The organism is Streptomyces tendae (assembly GCF_014650435.1).
Taxonomy (GTDB): Bacteria; Actinomycetota; Actinomycetes; order Streptomycetales; family Streptomycetaceae; genus Streptomyces; species Streptomyces tendae.
This window is the reverse complement of sequence record NZ_BMUY01000002.1, coordinates 241,927-258,636: the sequence shown is the minus strand read 5'-3', so window position 1 is coordinate 258,636 and position 16,710 is coordinate 241,927. Positions and strand designations below refer to the sequence as shown.

Here is a 16,710-nt window from a genome sequence, read left to right as displayed (position 1 = left end):
GGTGAGAGAGGGCGCGGCCTCCGGGCGGTGTCCATGCCGCAGCCGTCATGGCAGGACGGTGCGGTGCGCTTCCGGTGCCCCGGGGCCCCGCAGCGTGTGCGTCGCGTCACTGACGGTAGGGCAACAATTATTGCCAGCGCAACTGGTTCCCGTAGTCTGACACTCGAATGAGGTGCGCCGACAAGGGTGTTGAGGAGGGCGGATGCCGCCGAGAAGTCATGCCACCGGGCGCCAAGTGCGCCTGGGCGTTGAGCTGCGACGTCTGCGTGAGGCGGCTGGGCTGAAGGCGCGCGAGGTAGCCGGTTTGCTGAATTCGACGTCGGCACAGATCAGCCAGATGGAGCTGGGCTTTGCCGGCGTCAGCGCAGAACGAGTGCGGCGGCTTGCGGCTCACTATGCGTGTACAGACGAGGCGTTGATCGATGCGCTCGTCGCTATGGCGACAGACCGCACGCGCGGTTGGTGGGAAGAGTACCGGGGAGTGCTGCCGCCCGTTTTCCAGGACACCGCTGAAGTCGAACACCATGCGACGTACCTACGTGAGGTCGTGATCACGCACGTTCCAGGGCTGTTGCAGACCGCCGACTACGCACGTGCGCTCTATACCTACGTGCATCCCGGCTTGCCCGAGAGCGAACTGATCCCTCGGGTGGAACACCGGATGAAGCGAAGCGCTGTTGTCACAGGTGACAATCCAACCCCCTATGAGACGCTGATCCACGAGTGCGCTCTTCGCGTTCGGGTGGCAGATCGCAGTGTTTGCCGCGCCCAACTCCAGCAGATTCTCAACCGGATCGAACAAGGGCACTCCAGGGTGAGGGTCATCCCGTTTGATCAGGACGGCTTTGGCGGTGCCGGGATCTCGATGATGTACGCGAGCGGTTCGGTGCCTCAATTGGACACTGGTCTCCGGGATGCTCCCACCGGAGTTGCCTTCATCGACGCGGGTGCGCAGCTGAAGCAGCTTCGAACGCTCTTTCTTAGAATGCAGGGCGCGTCGCTGGATCCCACCGCGTCGCGGGACTTTGTCCACCGCTTGACGAAGGAGCTGTGAAGCGAGACATGACCGAGAGCAAGCATTGGCGTAAGTCCACCTACTCGGGCGGCGGCGACGGCGACACCTGCGTCGAGATAGCGGAGTCGGTCACCCACATAGCCATCCGCGACTCGAAGGCGCCCGCCCGCGCCACCCTCTCCGTCCCTGTGACCTCCTTCGCCGCCTTCGTCGAGGGCATCAAGCGGCACTCCGGGGTGGTCCGTCCATGACGCCTCCGTCCGACCTCGCGTTCGACCCCTGGGACCCGGCGTTCGTCGCCGACCCCTACCCCGCCTTCGCCGAGCTGCGGGCCCGGGGGCGGGTGCTCTACTACGCGCCGAGCGACCAGTGGCTGGTCCCGCACCACGCGGACGTGTCGGCGCTGCTGCGCGACCGCCGGCTCGGCCGGACCTACCAGCACCGTTTCAGCCACGAGGACTTCGGCCGTACCCCGCCCCCGCCGGAGCAGGAGCCCTTCCACACGCTGAACGACCACGGCATGCTCGACCTGGAGCCGCCGGACCACACCCGTATCCGGCGTCTGGTGTCGAAGGCGTTCACGCCGCGCACGGTGGAGCGGCTGAAGCCGTACGTGCACGCGCTGGCCGACGACCTGGTGTCCCGGCTGGTCGAGGCGGGCGGCGGCGATCTGCTCACCGACGTGGCCGAGCCGCTGCCGGTCGCCGTGATCGCCGAGATGCTGGGCATCCCGGAGTCCGACCGGGCACCGCTGCGCCCCTGGTCGGCGGAGATCTGCGGGATGTACGAGCTGAACCCGTCCGAGGAGACGGCGGCGAAGGCAGTCCGGGCCTCGCTCGACTTCTCGGAGTACCTGCGCACCCTCATCGCGGCCCGTCGCAAGGAGCCCGGCGACGACCTGATCTCCGGTCTGATCGCGGCGCACGACGAGGACGACGACCGCCTCACCGAGCAGGAGATGATCTCGACCTGCGTCCTGCTCCTGAACGCCGGTCACGAGGCCACGGTGAACGCCACGACCAACGGCTGGCTGGCCCTCTTCCGCAACCCCGGCCAGCTGGCGGCGCTGCGCGCCGACCACTCCCTCGTCCCGTCCGCCGTGGAGGAGCTGATGCGCTACGACACCCCGCTCCAGCTCTTCGAACGCTGGGTCCTGGACGAGATCGAGATCGACGGGACGACCCTCCCGCGCGGAGTGGAGGTGGCGTTGCTGTTCGGCTCGGCCAACCACGACCCGGCGGTCTTCACCGACCCGGAACGCCTCGACCTCACCCGCCGCGACAACCCCCACATCTCCTTCAGCGCCGGCATCCACTACTGCATCGGCGCCCCGCTGGCCCGCATCGAGCTGGCGGCGTCCATGACGTCCCTGCTGGAGCGGGCCCCGGGCCTGCGCCCGGCGGCGGAACCGGAACGCAGGCCGAACTTCGTGATGCGCGGGCTGAAGGAGCTACGCGTGGAACTCTGAAGCCCTCGAAGACTCCGAGCGCCCCCGGCGCCGCCCCAGCAGCCAGACCCCGAGCCCCCACACCGCGGCGGGTACGACGGCCCCGGCGAGGAAGACGAACGGCAGCTCGGTGAGGACGGCGCCGAAGTCCTGCCCGTTGTTCTCGAACTCGTTGCCCAGGTGGCGCTGCGTGCGGTCCGAGGCCCCCCACAGCCATACGGCGCCCACGACACCCGCCGCCGACACCAGGCACCCGCCACCCGTCACCGCGTCTCGCTTCATGTCCGTCAGGACGTCCACGCCCCCCGCGCCGGTTTCACGTGGGGCGGAAGCGGCACGCGCGACGCCCTATGCCTGGGGCGGATCGTCCAGGAGGGCCACTCCGTACTCGGCGAGTGCGTCGACGTGCTCCGCGTCGTTACGCGCGTCGGCGAGCCCGACCGAGCGGAAGTAGCCTTCGATCGCCCCGGGGTTGTTGATGACCAGGACCTCCGCCGTCGTGGTGATCGGCTGGAGCGTGTGCGGCACCGACCGGGGACCGAAGACGTAGGTGCCCGGCCCGGCGTCGTGGACCTCGCACGTGTCGAGCGAGGAGGAGCCGATCCAGAAGCGGACGCGGCCGGACAGCACCACCCAGCTCTCGTCCTCACGGCTGTGGACGTGCAGGGGCGGTGCGTCCGCGCGGCGCATGGTCAGCCGCGCGACGCTGACCACTCCCTGCGTCTCGTTGGTCGACACGACCTGTTCCTGGACGCTGTCGTAGTAGCGGTAGTGGGTGCCTTCGCCGGGGTTGCGTACGAGCGCGACGCTCATGCGGGTGCTCCCTCTCTAAGTACACGTACGGGCGATGGCAGGGCGGGCCAGCCGGGGGTGCCGGCCGACGAGCTCTGTAGTTCATCGTTCAACTATTTCCGTACGGGCACCTCCGCGCAAGGCACCGCGGCGATCTGTCCGGATCTCGCGGGTCGCACCACCCCGGAGGCGTCAGGTCGTCAGGTCCCGCCGCCGCAGTCCCGCCAGCCCCGACCCGACCAGCGCGGCCGCGATCAGCACCAGCACCACCACCGGCGACCAGCTCATCTCCCCGCCCGGCAGCTTCGGCAGGTGCCCGTACGGGGACACGTCCAGGACGGTCTGCGGCACGTCCAGCGCCGGTCCGACCCACCCGAGCAGCAGCACCCCGCCCGCGACGGCCCACCCGGCCACCGCCGCCCGGGGCAGCAGCCCGTGCAGCAGCACCGCCGCCCCGCCGATCACCCACACCGCCGGCAGCTGCACCAGGCACGCACCCATGATCGCCCCGAAGTCCTGCCGGTACCCGGCGGCGAAACCGAGCCCGGCGAGCAGCATGATGAGCGCCGCGCCGCCGAAGGCGATCACCAGGTGGCCCGCGGCCCACCGCAGCCGGCCCACCGCACCCGCGAGCACCGGTTCCGCGCGTCCGGACGTCTCCTCGCCGCCGAGCCGCAGCACCGACGCCACGACGTACAGCGCGGCGATCAGTCCGAGCATCCCGATCATCGCCGACACGAACGCGTCGGTCAGCCCGGCCTGTCCGCCCATCCGCTCGATGATCTCGCGGGCCTGCTCGTTGTCCCCGACCAGATCGGCCGCGCCCTCCGTCATCCCGCCGTAGACGACCCCGGCGGCGAAGAAGCCGATGCTCCAGCCGAGGACGCTGCCGCGCTGCAGGCGCCAGGCCAGCGCACCGGCCGTCCGCAGGCGCCCGTCGGCCGGTCCCGGCCGGGTCGGCAGGAAGCTCATGCCGAGGTCCCGGCGCCCGGCGAGAGCGTAGGCCACGAACCCCTGCGCCACCGTGGCGCCCGCGATCAGCAGCAGCACCCACCACCGCTCGTCGGCGAAGGCCCGCAGGTTCTCCAGCCAGCCGAGCGGCGACACCCAGGTGAGGACGGAGGAACCGTCGTCCGTCGCGGAGTCGCCCGCCGCCCGCAGCACGAAGGCCCCGCCCAGCACCGCCGCCGTCAGGCCCCGGGCCAGCCGGGCGCTCTCGGTGAGCTGGGCGACGATCGCCGCCATGGTCGCGAAGAGCATCCCGGCGCCCGCGACCCCGAGGCCGAGGGCCAGCGCGCCGGCCGCCCCCTGCCCGGCCAGTCCGACGGCGATCAGCAGGGCCAGTACGGCGTTGGCGACCGCGGCCGCCAGCAGCGCCGCCGTGAGCGAGGCCCGGCGGCCGACCATTCCGGAGGCGACGACCTCCTGCCGCCCGCTCTCCTCCTCGTCCCGGGTGTGCCGTACGACGATCAGCAGGCTCATCACGGCGGCGAGCGCACCGGCGTACAGGCCGACGCGCCAGGCGGTGAGCGCGCCGAGACCGTCGTCGAAGACGGGGCCGACCAGGGCGCGCAGCGAGGCGTTGGTCTCCATCTGCCGCATCAGGTCGGCGCGTTCGGCGGCGGTGCCGTACAGGCCCTTGATGGTGCCCGGCATGGACAGCACCATCAGCGCGTTCACCGCGACCCAGACGGGGATCAGCACCCGGTCGCGGCGCAGGGCGAAGCGCAGCAGCGTGCCGGTGCCGGCCAGTTGGCGCGAGCCACCGGACCGGGCGGCGAAGGCGGGCGCGGCGGTGCCGGCGGTGGCGGTCATCGCGCCGTCACCTCCGCCCCGGACTCCGTGCCCTCGGCGTCCTCGGCCTGGTAGTGCCGCAGGAACAGCTCCTCCAGCGTCGGCGGCGTCGAGGTCAGCGACCGCACGCCCGTCTCGCTCAGCGACCTGAGGACGGCGTCCAGCTTGTCGGTGTCGACCTGGAGCCGGACCCGGTGGCCCTGGACGTCGAGGTCGTGCACGCCGGGCAGGCGGGTGAGGCCGTTCGGGGCGCCCGCGAGTTCGGCGGTGACGCTGGTCCGGGTCAGGTGGCGCAGGTCGGCGAGCGAGCCGCTCTCGACGGTCCGTCCCTTGCGGATGATGCTGACCCGGTCGCACAGCTCCTCGACCTCGCTGAGGATGTGGGAGGAGAGCAGCACCGTCCGGCCGCGTCCGCGCTCCTCCTCGACGCACCGCTGGAAGACCTCCTCCATCAGCGGGTCGAGCCCGGAGGTGGGTTCGTCGAGGATCAGCAGGTCGACGTCCGAGGCGAAGGCGGCCACCAGGGCCACCTTCTGCCGGTTGCCCTTGGAGTACGTGCGGCCCTTCTTGGTCGGGTCGAGTTCGAACCGCTCGACCAGCTCCGCGCGCCGCCGGGTGTCGAGCCCGCCGCGCAGCCGGCCGTAGAGGTCGATGACCTCGCCGCCGGAGAGGTTGCGCCACAGCGTCACGTCACCGGGGACGTACGCGATCCGCCGGTGCACCTGAACGGCGTCCGTCCACGGGTCGCGGCCGAGCACCTGCGCGGCACCGGCGTCGGCGCGCAGCAGTCCGAGCAGGACGCGGATGGTGGTGGACTTGCCGGCCCCGTTCGGCCCGAGGAATCCGTGGACCTCGCCGGTCTCGACCTCCAGGTCGAGCCCGTCCAGAGCGTGCGTGCGTCCGAACGACTTGTGGAGTCCGGAGACGCTGATTGCCTTCGTCATGATTTGGAAAGTACGCTTCTTTCAGAAACTTGTGAAGTTAAGAAACCGTCAGGATGATGGGCGACGCCGGGTGAGAGATGATCGACGGATGACGACGGAACCAGCGGAAGCGGGGCGCGACCCCGAGGCGGTGTCGAAGTTCGTGGAGGGCTTCGCGGCACAGCTCGTCGAGGCCGGGATGCAGCGCATGCCCGCCCGGGTCTTCGCCGCCCTGCTGGCCTCCGACTCGGGTTCGCTGACCTCCGCGGAACTGGGCGAGACCCTCCGGGTCAGCCCGGCCGCCGTCTCCGGCGCCGTGCGCTACCTCTCCCAGCAGCACATGGTCGCGCGCGAGCGGGAGCCCGGTTCGCGCCGGGAGCGCTACCGGGTGCACAGCAACCAGTGGTACGAGGCGCTCACCAACCGCGAGGCCGTCCTCAAGCGCTGGGAGAACGCGCTGAGCGAGGGCGTCACCAGCCTCGGCGCCGACACCCCGGCGGGCCGCCGCATGGCCGAGACGCTCGCCTTCTTCGAGTTCGTCGACGGCGAGATCGTCGCGATGATGGAACGCTGGCGGGTGCACCGGGAGGAGCGGTTCGGGCGGGGGTGAGCCACCGGCCGGTCCGGGCTGGGACGAACCACCGGCGGTCCGGGCGGGGACGGACGAACCCCTGACGAGGGCACCTATCCCGCCGGCAGCGTCAGCCCCCACGCACCCTCGCGCGCCACCCACGTCCGCGTCCCCACCGGCCCGCACACCACCGCGTCGGCCCGGTACCGGAAGTGCGCCCCCGACACGGTCACCGTCCGTCCGCTCGCCGTCAGCGGCGACGCCTGCGCGCCCACCGACAGCGGCCGCACCTCCACCACGGCCACCCCTCCGGCGCCCGGCATCACCGTCACCGCGTCCACGGGCTGGTCCAGGTCCACCAGCGTCGCCCCGTCGACCTCCACCCGCAGCCGGGCCGGACCGGCCGCCCCCGGCGTCACGGCGGTCCTGGCCGGACGCGAGGACGCCAGCGTCCGTACGAACGACTGACAGGTTCGCAGCCAGGGCCGGACCGTCCCCGGCCCGCCCGGTCCCGCGCCTGAACCGGTCCCCGCGTCCGACTCCGCCTCCGCCTGCCCCCGCGCCGGCACCGGCACGGGAGCAGGCGGGATCCCCACCGCCCCCAGCACCACCCCGTCGCTGTCGTCCACGAGCAGGTCCAGGCGCCGCTCCGCGCCGTCCAGCACGGCCCGCGCCGCCGCCACCGCACCCGTCGGCAGCCCCAGGGACCGGGCGAGGCCGAGCGCCGACCCCACCGGCACCACGGACAGCGCGCAGCCCGCCAGCTCCCGCTGCCGGTGCAGCAGGGCCACGGCCCGCAGCAGCGCGCTGTCGTCACCGACCACCACCGGGCGCCGCGAGCCGCGCCGCCGAAGCGCCCGCGCGAACTCCTCCGGGCCGTCCGGCAGGCACACCTTCGTATGCGCCGCGCCCGCGCTGAGCACGTCTTTCGCGATCCGGACGGACTCCCCGTCGAGCCGTCGGGCGACCGGATCGACGACCACCAGAAGCGAAACGGACCTCGCGGAAGAGTTCGCGGAAGAGCTCGCGGAAGTCGCCACCTCGGCCATGCCTCGCTTCCTCGGGTAGCATCTTTGTGCAAGAGCCCCTTGCGCTGTTGCGCCAGGGGCTTCGTCTATTCCGGGGCACCCGGTCCGACGGTTGGCGGCCAACGACGGTCGCGGTGTACGTGGCGGAAACCCGTCGCATACGCCCTCGACCATGGACATGCCCCGCCCGGAAGGGGTGTACGCGCGTGCCCGCACTTGTGCTGCTCGGTGCTCAGTGGGGTGACGAAGGCAAGGGAAAGGCGACGGACCTGCTCGGTGGTTCCGTCGACTATGTGGTGCGCTACCAGGGCGGCAACAACGCCGGCCACACGGTGGTCGTGGGCGACCAGAAGTACGCCCTGCACCTGCTCCCTTCCGGGATTCTCTCCCCCGGCTGCACGCCGGTCATCGGAAACGGCGTCGTCGTCGACCCGTCGGTCCTGTTCTCCGAGCTGAGCGGGCTGAACGAGCGCGGCGTCGACACGTCCAAGCTCCTGATCAGCGGCAACGCTCACATCATCACGCCGTACAACGTCACCGTCGACAAGGTGACGGAACGCTTCCTCGGCAAGCGCAAGATCGGCACCACCGGGCGCGGCATCGGCCCGACCTACGCCGACAAGATCAACCGCGTGGGCATCCGGGTCCAGGACCTCTACGACGAGTCGATCCTCACCCAGAAGGTCGAGGCGGCGCTCGACGTCAAGAACCAGATGCTCACCAAGCTCTACAACCGCCGCGCCATCGCCACCGGCCAGGTCGTCGAGGAGCTGCTCGGCTACGCGGACAAGCTCGCCCCGTACGTCGCCGACACCGTCCTGGTCCTCAACCAGGCCCTCGACGACGACAAGGTGGTCCTCTTCGAGGGCGGCCAGGGCACGCTCCTGGACATCGACCACGGCACGTACCCCTTCGTGACCTCGTCGAACCCGACCGCGGGCGGCGCCTGCACCGGCGCCGGCGTGGGCCCGACGAAGATCAGCCGGGTCATCGGCATCCTCAAGGCGTACACGACCCGCGTCGGCGCCGGACCCTTCCCGACCGAGCTGTTCGACGAGGACGGCGAGGCCCTGCGCCGCATCGGCGGCGAGCGCGGCGTCACCACCGGCCGCGACCGGCGCTGCGGCTGGTTCGACGCGGTGATCGCCCGCTACGCCACCCGCGTCAACGGCCTCACCGACTTCTTCCTCACCAAGCTCGACGTCCTCACCGGCTGGGAGCAGATCCCGGTCTGCGTGGCCTACGAGATCGACGGCAAGCGCGTCGAGGAGCTGCCGTACTCGCAGTCCGACTTCCACCACGCGAAGCCGGTCTACGAGACGCTGCCCGGCTGGAGCGAGGACATCACCAAGGCGAAGTCCTTCTCCGACCTGCCGAAGAACGCCCAGGCGTACGTCAGGGCCCTGGAGGAGATGTCCGGCGCCCCGATCTCCGCGATCGGCGTCGGCCCGGGCCGGGACGAGACGATCGAGGTCAACTCGTTCCTGTAGGAGCCGCACCGCGCACCGCGCACCGCGCACCGCGCACGCACACCGACGGCCGGGACCCCGCACGGGGCCCCGGCCGTCGGCGTGGGGGCGGCGGATACGCTGGCCGAACCAGCAGGGGCCGGGGCAACCCGGTCACCACGGACAGCACGGAGCGAGCGGAACATGCGGAAGCCCACCACCCGGACGTGGATCTGGCTGACCGTGGCGGTCGTCGCCGTGACCGGCGGCCTCTTCTACGTCGACGGCCACCGGGTCTCCGCCGCGCCGCACGCCGAGGACCCCAAGTGCGACAAGGTGATCTCCCGCCTCCCGGACGACATACCCGGCGCCTCCCGCGACTGGGCCCTGGGCGACGGAGTCGCCTCCTGGGGCGGCCAGAAGGCCGTGTTCCGCTGCGGTGCCGAGGAACTGCAGCCCAACGTCAACCTCTGCGTCACCGCGGACGGCGTCGACTGGGTCCTGGACGAGGCCCGGCTCAAGCGCGACGGCGTGAGCGTCCTGCGCACGTACGGCCGCTCACCGGCCGTGGAGTTCACGTACTCCGGTCCGCGCGAGGAGGTGGGCGGCATCCTCGCCGCACTGGATCCGGCCGTGAAGTGGATCCCGCAGCAGCGCAAGTGCATCGGCCTCGACGACGCCGCCACCGTCCTGTAGCCCTTCGTTCGGCCCCCTCCGCCGGGCGCCGGCGTGTCCGGTGGTGTCGGATCGGGGGCATGACCGACCGTGACCGCGCCGCCGTCTGCCAGGGCCCGTACGGCGGCGAGAACGGGGTCGACGACTGCGGCGACCCGGTCCGCTTCGAGGTCGCCCGGCACCTGCGGGCGCCGCTGCGGGTGTGCCCCGTGCACCTCGGGCCGTCGCTGCTGCTGGCCGCCGGGGTGCTGTGGCCGCCGGTGATCGTCCTGGTGCGGTGAGGGGCCGTCGCGGGGGCGCGGACGCCGGGATGGTTCACTGGGGCCGACACGCCCCGAAGGCGTGCGGAGGCGGAAGGAAGCCGTACGGTGCCCGCACGATCCGACGACATGGCCCGGCGGTTCGAGCGGGAGAGGCCCAGGCTGCGGGCGGTCGCGTACCGGATCCTCGGCTCGCTCGGCGAGGCCGACGACGCCCTCCAGGACGCCTGGCTGCGGGCCGACCGCGCGGACACCTCCGAGGTGGACAATCCCTCGGGCTGGCTCACCACGGTCGTGGCCCGGGTCTGCCTCAACCTGCTCCGCGCCCGGGACACCCGTCGCGAGGAGCCGCTGGACGACGGGGCCCGCAGGCAACCGACGGTCACCGGCACCGCGGCCGATCCCGCCGAGGAGGCGCAGCTCGGCGACGAGGTCGGTATCGCACTGCTGATCGTCCTGGACACCCTCGGCCCCGCCGAGCGGCTCGCGTTCGTCCTGCACGACATGTTCGACGTGCCCTTCGACGACATCGCCGCGATGCTCGACAAGACCCCCGCCGCCACCCGCCAGCTGGCCAGCCGGGCCCGCCGCCGGGTCCGGGGCGTCCCCGCGCCCGAGGCCGACCTGCCCCGCAGGCGCCGCGCGGTCGACGCCTACATGGCGGCCACCCGCGGCGGCGACTTCGACGCGCTGGTGGCTCTCCTCCACCCGGACGTCGTCCTGAGTGCGGACGCGGCGGTCGTCCCGACGTCCGAGCCCGTCACCGTCAGCGGTGTGGAGCGGGTGGCCAGGGGTGCGATGGCCTCGATGGCCCGGGCCAGGGCCGCCGCGGTCGTGCTCGTCGACGGCCGGGTGGGCATGGCGATGGCCGAGCACGGCAGGCTGCGCGTCGTGCTCCGCTTCGACTTCGCCGCCGACGGCCGCATCACCGGCATCGACGTGGTCGCGGAACCTGCTCGCCTGAACGAACTGGACATCACGGGCATAAGCTGAATACGTACACGTCGCGTCGGCAGAAGAAGGTGAGTGCGATGCGCGTGCTGCTCAAGGCGACGCTGGACACGGACCGGGCGAACGAGGCGATCCGCAGCGGGAAGCTGCCCGAGGTGATCAGCCGGACGCTGGACCACCTCAAGCCGGAGGCCGCCTACTTCGGTCCCCTCGGCGGACGCCGGACGGCCCTGTTGGTCTTCGACATGCAGGACAGCTCGGAACTGCCGCCCACCGGTGAGCCGTTCTTCACCGAGCTGGGCGCCGAGGTCGAGGTCTCCCCGATCATGAACGCGGACGATCTGCGCAAGGGCCTGTCCCAGCTCGGCTGACCGGCGCAGAAGAGCGGGTCAGCTGAAGACGATCATCGACCCCTGGGCCAGGCTCCGCGTCGCCGCCGCGTGCAGCCCCAGCCACACGTGCCGCTCCCGGGCGAACGGACTGGAGTCGTACGGCGCGGGCACCGCGGGCTCCTCCAGCTCGGTCGGAGCGAGCGGCGGTGCCGGGGGAGCCGGGGGGTTGGCCGGGTCGATGCCGAGCGCCGGGGCGACCGCCTCCAGTTCCCGCAGCAGGGTGTGCGAGGAACCCAACGGGCCGCCGCCCGCCAGGAGTTCGTCGTTGGCGAGCGGGTGCGGGAAGTCGACCGGGACGTAGGCGCCCGCGTGGTCGTAGTGCCAGACCAGGTGGGACTGCTGGGCCGTCGACTCGAACATCTCCAGCAACTGCTCGTAGTCGCCGCCGAGTTCGTCCACCGGCGTCACCGGGAGGCCGCACACCTGGAGGAGGTGTGCCCGGCGCAGGAAGTGCAGCGCGTCGTAGTCGAAGCCCGCCACCGGAGCGACCTCGCCGGAGAGCCCCGGCATGTACTGGTACACGGGCACCGGCGGCAGCCCGGCCTCGGCCAGTACCTTGTCGTATTGCGCGAGTTCCTCGGCGAACGGGTTGTCCGGCGTGTGGCACAAGACGTCGACGAGCGGTACCAGCCACAGGTCACAGGCCAAAAGAGGGCTCCTCACACAGCACGGTGGTCAGGGCAGCGTAGTCGGTGGTGGGCGGTGTGCGCCCACGTGCAGGACCCATACCCATCTGGGGGCGGGCAACGACACGTCCGGCGTTGGTCATCCGCCGGCGAGCCCCTCGACGAGGGCGAGCGAGTGGGCGTTGTAGGCGTCGACGAGTGAACGCGCGCCCGGGACGTCGCGCCGGGCCAGGGCGTCGACCAGTTCGGTGTGCCCGCACCACAGCGCGCCGCGCAGTTCGCTGAGCCGGCGCAAGTGCTGCACCGTGCACACCCAGCTCTGCACGCGCAGCCGGTGCAGGAAGTCGCAGAGGTAGGGGTTGCCGAAGAGGGTGGCCAGCTCCCGCCAGTAGCGCAGGTCGTAGCCGATCAGGACGGTCAGGTCCCCGGCCGCGGCGGCGCGCTGGGCCTCCTCGCCGCGCCGCCGGACCCCGGCGAGGGCGGCGGCGATGCGCGGATCGGCCGGGTCGGGACCGCCCGGCAGGTCGGCGGCCAGGGAGAGGAACATGCCGTCGGTCACCAGGCTGCGGGCCTCGATCATGCCGCGGAAGTCGTCGACCGAGTACTCGTGGACGCGGAAGCCGCGGTGGTGGTCGGCGTCCAGGAGCCCCTGCGCGGACAGGTCGACCAGGGCCTCGCGCACCGGCGTCGCGGAGACGCCGTACTGCTCGGCGATCTCCTTGACCGTGAACTCCTGCCCCGGCTGGAGCCGCCCGGCCAGCACCTCGTCGCGCAGGGCGTCGGCGATCTGCTGCCGCAGGGTGCTGCGCGTGACGGCACCGGTACCGCTGGGGCCGGGCATGGGCGGGTGTCTCCTCGTCGCGTCGGGGCGTCGCCGGAGGGCGCCGTCCGGGGGCGTGCTCGTACACGTGTCTACCGCTTGGCACATGTGTACCGCGTACGAGCACGCAACCCTACGCGCTCGGGGCCCGCGCCCCGCTCCGCCTACTGCGTGTACTCGTCCGCCACGGACAGTGCCGTGTCCAGGGCCGCCAGGCCCTCCTTCAGCTCCGCCTCGGAGACGTTGCACGGCGGGACCACGTGGGTCCGGTTCATGTTCACGAACGGCCACAGGCCGTGCGCCTTGGCCGAGGCGGCGAACGCGGACATGGGCGTGGCCGCCTGCCCGGTCGCGTTGTAGGGCACCAGCGGCTCCCGGGTCTCCCGGTTCCGCACCAGCTCCAGCGCCCAGAACATGCCGGTCCCGCGCACCTCGCCCACGCTCGGGTGGCGCTCGGCCAGCTCCCGCAGCGCCGGCTCGACGACCTCGGCGCCGAGCCGTGCCGCGTGCTCGACGACGCCCTCCTCCGCCATCACGTTGATCGTGGCGACGGCGGCGGCGCAGGCCAGCGGGTGCCCGGAGTACGTCAGCCCGCCGGGGTAGGGCCGCTCGGCGAAGGTCGCGGCGATCTCCGCCGAGATCGCGACGCCGCCGAGGGGCACATAGCCCGAGTTCACGCCCTTGGCGAAGGTCATCAGGTCGGGCACGACGTCGTACAGGTCGGCCGCGAACCAGGTACCGGTGCGGCCGAACCCGGCCATCACCTCGTCGAGCACGAACACGATGCCGTACTTGTCGCAGATCTCGCGCACCCCGGCCAGGTAGCCGGCCGGCGGCATCATGATCCCCGCGGTGCCCGGGATCGTCTCCAGGACGATCGCGGCGACGGTCCCCGGGCCCTCGAAGGCGATCGTCGTCTCCAGGTGCTCAAGGGCGCGCGCACACTCCTGCTCCTCGGTCTCGGCGTAGAAGCGCGAGCGGTAGAGGAACGGCGCCCAGAAGTGCACGACACCGGCGGTGCCGCTGTCGGAGGCCCAGCGGCGCGGGTCACCGGTGACGTTGACCGCCTGCTGGGTGCCGCCGTGGTACGAGCGGTAGGCGGACAGCACCTTGGGGCGGCCGGTGTGCAGCCGGGCCATGCGCAGGGCGTGCTCGACGGCGTCGGCGCCGCCGTTGGTGAAGAAGATCTTGTTCAGGTCGCCGGGCGTGCGCTCGGCGATCAGCCGGGCCGCCTCCGAACGCGCCTCGACGGCGAACGCGGGCGCGAACGTCGTCATCCGCGCCGCCTGCTCCTGGATCGCGGTGACGACCTTGGGGTGCTGGTAGCCGATGTTGGTGTAGACGAGGCCGCTGGAGAAGTCGAGGTAGCGCTTGCCTTCGTAGTCCCAGAAGTACGACCCCTCGGCGCCGGCGACGGCGAGCGGGTCGATCAGCTCTTGCGCTGACCAGGAGTGGAAGACGTGCGCGCGGTCCGCGGCCTTCACGGCGGCGCCGGCCTGGGGGGAGGGCTGAGGGGTCATGCGGCCGAGGGTAGATGTCCGCGATGCGGAAACGGAATCGGCGTCCTGTCTGCGGTCGGAGGCTTTCCACGACAGGTTGTCGACGCGTCGCCCCGCGGTGGGACCGCCGCCGTTACGCAACCGTGGACAAGCGGCGACTCACCGCGGGACCGCCCGCACTATCCTCACCGTGTTGTTGATGTTCGGGGGCGGGGAAGGCGGCGCGGCATGCGGACACTGGGGGACGGGGACCCACAGCACGTTGGGGTCTACCGGCTCTTGGGCCGGCTGGGTGCGGGCGGCATGGGACACGTCTACCTGGCCCGCTCGGACCGCGGGCGGATGGCCGCCGTGAAACTGGTGCGCGAGGAGCTGGCCGCGCTGGAGGAGTTCCGCGAGAGGTTCCGGCAGGAGGTCGAGTCCGCGCGCCGGGTCGGCGGGTACTGGACGGCGCCCGTCCTGGACGCGGACACCGAGGCCGCCGTGCCGTGGGTGGCCACCGGGTACGTCGCGGGGCCCAGCCTCCAGCAGGTCGTCGGGCACGACCACGGAGCGCTGCCGGAACGCTCGGTACGCACGCTGGGCGCCGGCCTCGCCCACGCGCTCCAGGACATCCACGCCGCCGGGATCGTCCACCGCGACCTCAAGCCGTCCAACATCCTGGTCACCATCGACGGCCCCCGCGTCATCGACTTCGGCATCGCCCGCGCCCTGCAGACGGTGACCGACGGCGGCCTCACCCGCACCGGCGCGCTCGTCGGCTCGCCCGGCTTCATGGCACCCGAGCAGGTGCGCGGCGACCGCGTCACGCCCGCCTGCGACGTCTTCTGCCTCGGCTCGGTCCTCACCTACGCCGCCACCGGCAAGCTGCCCTTCGGCCCCGCGAACAGCGGCGCGCACGCCCTGATGTTCCGCATCGCGCAGGAGGATCCCGACCTGACGGGCGTGCCCGAGGGCATCGCCGACCTCGTACGCGACTGCCTGAGGAAGGACCCCGCCGCGCGGCCGGGCCTCGCCGAGGTCCTGGAACGCACGGGCGCCCAGGACACGGTCACCGACGGCCGCTCCCGCGAACCCTGGCTGCCCAGCGCCCTGGTCGCCCAGCTCGGCCGGCACGCGGTCCAACTCCTGGACACGGAGACCCCGGAACCCCCCACCCACCCCGCGACCCCGGCCCAGCCGGACGCACGGGGGGCCGCAGCGACGGCCGCCGAGGGCATGGGCCCCGGCCTTGGCACGGGGTCCGGTGGTGCCGTGTCCGGTGGTGGAGCGCCCGGGGGAGCGGGGCCTGACGGCGCCGGGAGCGGTGATGCCGGGTCTGGTGGTGTGGGCATTGGCGGCTCGGGGCCTGGTGGTGTGGGCTCTGATGGTGCGGGGCCTGGAGGTGTGGGCCCAGGTGGCGCGGGCCCTGCTGGTGGTGCGGTGCCTGGAGCCGGGTGGCCCGGGGGCGCGGGGTCTGGTGCTGCCGGGCCCGGTGACTGGGGTCCCGGCGGTGCTGGTGCTGCCCCGGGTGGCGGCCCGGCGCCCGACCCGGCGCTCCACGACTCGGCGTCCGGCGACCGGGCGTCCGGCGGCCCGGCGTTCGGCGGCCCGCCGGCCGAGGGTCCGCCGCCCCCGCGTGAGCCGGGCCGGGGTGACGGTGACCCGGTGAACCACATCCCCACCCGGGTCGCGGGCCAGGACCCGCCCACGCCCCCGGCCACCGCCCCCGGGTATGCCCCGGGCCCGGCGTGGCACGCCTCGCAGCCCGGGAACCAGCCCCCGTACGGCGGCGGCTACGGCGACGGCTACGGCGGCGGCCTCGGCACCACCCCGCCCCAGGGGCCCCCGCCCCCGTACGGCGTGCCGTACGGGCCTCCTCACGAGCCGGCCCGGACCGGCCGCTCCACCGCGCTGCTGATCGTCGTCGCGCTGGTCGTCGCGCTGGGCGCGGGAGGCGCGGTCTACGCCCTGATGAGCGGCGACGGCGACGACCGTGCGGGCGGCGACCCCACACCCACGCGGTCCACCGGCGCGCCCCAGGACCCGGGGTCGGGCTCGCCGGGGGCCTCGGATCCGACGGCGGGCCCGTCGAGCGGTTCGACCGCTCCGGCCGCCGACGACGGCACCGTCCCGACCGGGTACGTCGGTGACTGGGCGACCGCCATCGACAACGCCTCCGGCACGCACCCCCGCAAGCTGACCATCACGCAGGGCGAGGTCGGCGACACGGTGCTGACCCTCGTGGCGGACGGGCCGACGGACACCGGCACGTACCACTGCGTTTTCGACGCCGCACTCACCGGCGAGCCGGGCGCCGACGGGCCGCTGCGGCTCGGCCCGTCCCAGGTCAGCGCGGGCCCCGCCAGCAGCTGCTCCCCGGGCGGGTCCAGCACGGTCACCCTGCTGCCGGACGGGAACCTGGAACGCACCAACGACGACACCGGCGAGTCCCTGGTCTACACCCGTCAGTGAGGGGACGTGATCCCG

General features: G+C 72.5%; 18 protein-coding genes. 10 read left to right on the top strand and 8 right to left on the bottom strand.

Features of this window, described 5'->3' with window-relative positions; translation table 11 throughout:
- The first annotated feature begins 202 nt into the window (after window positions 1–202).
- Genes IE258_RS06060 through IE258_RS06050 form a run of 3 tightly spaced genes read left to right on the top strand, consistent with a single transcriptional unit; the run spans window position 203 to window position 2,483 of the window.
- Window positions 203–1,054 carry a helix-turn-helix domain-containing protein gene (locus IE258_RS06060; protein WP_189739920.1) on the top strand — a complete coding sequence of 284 codons (852 nt, stop codon included), beginning with the start codon at window positions 203–205 and terminating at the stop codon, window positions 1,052–1,054.
- Window positions 1,055–1,062: 8 nt separating this feature from the next.
- Window positions 1,063–1,266, top strand: a complete 204-nt coding sequence (locus tag IE258_RS06055; RefSeq protein ID WP_189739917.1) for a DUF397 domain-containing protein — start codon at window positions 1,063–1,065, stop codon at window positions 1,264–1,266.
- Entirely contained in the window at window positions 1,263–2,483 is a 1,221-nt protein-coding gene (locus tag IE258_RS06050; RefSeq protein ID WP_189739913.1) for a cytochrome P450, read from the top strand. The genes IE258_RS06055 and IE258_RS06050 overlap by 4 nt, the downstream gene beginning before the upstream one ends.
- Here IE258_RS06050 and IE258_RS06045 read toward each other — a convergent pair.
- The 4 genes from IE258_RS06045 to IE258_RS06030 form a co-directional block, all read right to left on the bottom strand.
- Window positions 2,466–2,744 (bottom strand): hypothetical protein, encoded by a 279-nt coding sequence (locus IE258_RS06045; RefSeq protein WP_189739909.1) that lies wholly within the window; start codon window positions 2,742–2,744, stop codon window positions 2,466–2,468. The genes IE258_RS06050 and IE258_RS06045 overlap by 18 nt on opposite strands.
- A 66-nt stretch (window positions 2,745–2,810) precedes the next feature.
- The gene (locus IE258_RS06040; protein ID WP_189739905.1) at window positions 2,811–3,275 is read right to left on the bottom strand and encodes a cupin domain-containing protein; all 465 of its coding nucleotides are present in this window, start codon (window positions 3,273–3,275) and stop codon (window positions 2,811–2,813) included.
- 171 nt (window positions 3,276–3,446) lie between these two features.
- The gene (locus IE258_RS06035) at window positions 3,447–5,069 is read right to left on the bottom strand and encodes an ABC transporter permease (protein WP_189739902.1); all 1,623 of its coding nucleotides are present in this window, start codon (window positions 5,067–5,069) and stop codon (window positions 3,447–3,449) included.
- Window positions 5,066–5,992, bottom strand: coding sequence for an ABC transporter ATP-binding protein (locus IE258_RS06030; protein WP_189739899.1), 927 nt, complete (start codon window positions 5,990–5,992; stop codon window positions 5,066–5,068). The genes IE258_RS06035 and IE258_RS06030 overlap by 4 nt, the downstream gene beginning before the upstream one ends.
- 88 nt (window positions 5,993–6,080) lie before the next feature.
- On the opposite strand from IE258_RS06030, the gene IE258_RS06025 reads away from it, so the two are divergent.
- The gene (locus tag IE258_RS06025) at window positions 6,081–6,581 is read left to right on the top strand and encodes a GbsR/MarR family transcriptional regulator (protein ID WP_189739896.1); all 501 of its coding nucleotides are present in this window, start codon (window positions 6,081–6,083) and stop codon (window positions 6,579–6,581) included.
- Between the two features lie 74 nt (window positions 6,582–6,655).
- Here IE258_RS06025 and IE258_RS06020 read toward each other — a convergent pair whose 3' ends face one another.
- Window positions 6,656–7,591 (bottom strand): diacylglycerol kinase family protein, encoded by a 936-nt coding sequence (locus IE258_RS06020; protein WP_189739893.1) that lies wholly within the window; start codon window positions 7,589–7,591, stop codon window positions 6,656–6,658.
- A gap of 185 nt (window positions 7,592–7,776) precedes the next feature.
- Between IE258_RS06020 and IE258_RS06015 the strand changes: the two genes are divergently transcribed.
- From IE258_RS06015 to IE258_RS05995, 5 genes are all read left to right on the top strand, one after another.
- Window positions 7,777–9,060, top strand: coding sequence for an adenylosuccinate synthase (locus IE258_RS06015; RefSeq protein ID WP_189739890.1), 1,284 nt, complete (start codon window positions 7,777–7,779; stop codon window positions 9,058–9,060).
- Window positions 9,061–9,222: 162 nt separating this feature from the next.
- Window positions 9,223–9,714: a DUF3515 family protein gene (locus tag IE258_RS06010; protein WP_189739886.1), complete on the top strand. Its 492-nt coding sequence runs from the start codon at window positions 9,223–9,225 to the stop codon at window positions 9,712–9,714.
- A 59-nt stretch (window positions 9,715–9,773) separates the two neighbouring features.
- The gene (locus tag IE258_RS06005) at window positions 9,774–9,974 is read left to right on the top strand and encodes a hypothetical protein (protein WP_159327155.1); all 201 of its coding nucleotides are present in this window, start codon (window positions 9,774–9,776) and stop codon (window positions 9,972–9,974) included.
- 87 nt (window positions 9,975–10,061) lie between these two features.
- Window positions 10,062–10,946, top strand: coding sequence for a sigma-70 family RNA polymerase sigma factor (locus tag IE258_RS06000; RefSeq protein WP_229891953.1), 885 nt, complete (start codon window positions 10,062–10,064; stop codon window positions 10,944–10,946).
- Window positions 10,947–10,984: 38 nt separating this feature from the next.
- Window positions 10,985–11,275 carry a hypothetical protein gene (locus IE258_RS05995; RefSeq protein ID WP_087808118.1) on the top strand — a complete coding sequence of 97 codons (291 nt, stop codon included), beginning with the start codon at window positions 10,985–10,987 and terminating at the stop codon, window positions 11,273–11,275.
- 18 nt (window positions 11,276–11,293) lie between these two features.
- Here IE258_RS05995 and IE258_RS05990 read toward each other — a convergent pair whose 3' ends face one another.
- The 3 genes from IE258_RS05990 to IE258_RS05980 form a co-directional block, all read right to left on the bottom strand.
- A complete protein-coding gene (locus IE258_RS05990) occupies window positions 11,294–11,944 on the bottom strand; it encodes a putative DNA-mimic protein (RefSeq protein WP_127895274.1) in 651 nt (216 codons plus the stop codon).
- Between the two features lie 117 nt (window positions 11,945–12,061).
- Window positions 12,062–12,763 (bottom strand): GntR family transcriptional regulator, encoded by a 702-nt coding sequence (locus IE258_RS05985; protein ID WP_189739884.1) that lies wholly within the window; start codon window positions 12,761–12,763, stop codon window positions 12,062–12,064.
- Between the two features lie 143 nt (window positions 12,764–12,906).
- Window positions 12,907–14,262, bottom strand: a complete 1,356-nt coding sequence (locus IE258_RS05980) for an aspartate aminotransferase family protein (protein ID WP_189739879.1) — start codon at window positions 14,260–14,262, stop codon at window positions 12,907–12,909.
- A 207-nt stretch (window positions 14,263–14,469) separates the two neighbouring features.
- On the opposite strand from IE258_RS05980, the gene IE258_RS05975 reads away from it, so the two are divergent.
- Window positions 14,470–16,695 (top strand): serine/threonine-protein kinase, encoded by a 2,226-nt coding sequence (locus IE258_RS05975; RefSeq protein WP_189739876.1) that lies wholly within the window; start codon window positions 14,470–14,472, stop codon window positions 16,693–16,695.
- Window positions 16,696–16,710 lie beyond the last annotated feature (15 nt).